This is a genomic window from Acidiplasma aeolicum (assembly GCF_001402945.1).
In the GTDB taxonomy this organism is placed as follows: domain Archaea; phylum Thermoplasmatota; class Thermoplasmata; order Thermoplasmatales; family Thermoplasmataceae; genus Acidiplasma; species Acidiplasma aeolicum.
The window spans coordinates 1-736 of the sequence record NZ_LKBG01000185.1 but is presented as its reverse complement, the minus strand read 5'-3'; the positions used below and the strand labels follow the sequence as shown (position 1 = coordinate 736).

The 736-nt window shown below is 31.1% G+C and carries 1 protein-coding gene; it reads left to right on the top strand.

The window, feature by feature from the left end; translation table 11 throughout:
• Positions 1–209: 209 nt before the first annotated feature.
• Positions 210–736: hypothetical protein (locus AOG54_RS04280; protein ID WP_156324199.1), on the top strand; the 527-nt coding region annotated here is incomplete at its 3' end.

The following is a 736-nucleotide window of genomic DNA, read 5'->3' as shown; positions in this document are numbered from 1 at the left end:
GTGGCTTTCTTTCTGGTATATTGATTTGTAATATATTACTAATATGTGGTAAACAGGAAAGATGATTTTAAAAGGTGGTTTAAATGATTTTTCTGATTTTGTTTATATTAAATGCTTTTATTTGCGCTTTGATGTTTCCTTCTGCAATTATTTTGCCATACTTATTAATAAAAAACTACAATTCCTGGAATCACAGCCTCGGTAATCCTGTGAATGGAAGGAATGTAATTATATTAATAACCACAAAGGGTGAGGCACAGGAAGTCGTGGCTAATATTATAAAAACATTAAAATCATATTCAATAAACACGAGGATTATAGTATTAACTGAATACTATGATTTATATAGATACGATGCTGAGATTCTAAGGGTACCTGCCGACTATAAAACAAAGAATGGTAGTAAAAACAAACAAAGAGCATTACAGTATTATTCTGAATGGCTATTAAAAAATAATATAGGATCAAATACATATACACTTCATATAGATGATGATAATATTCCTGATGAATTGTATATTAAAAATGTCATGGCAATGCCATTTGATGCTGGCCAAGGAACAATAAGATTGCGTGAATATAAAAACTGTATTATTTCGACCATAGCAAATTTTCAGAGAGTTACGTTTACAGATGCATTGCTTATTTATGCAAACAAAAAGTTCAAACCACTTTCAGTAGGGGGAGAAGGTTTAACAATAAGGGCCGATATAGAGGCAAAATTGGGGTGGGACTT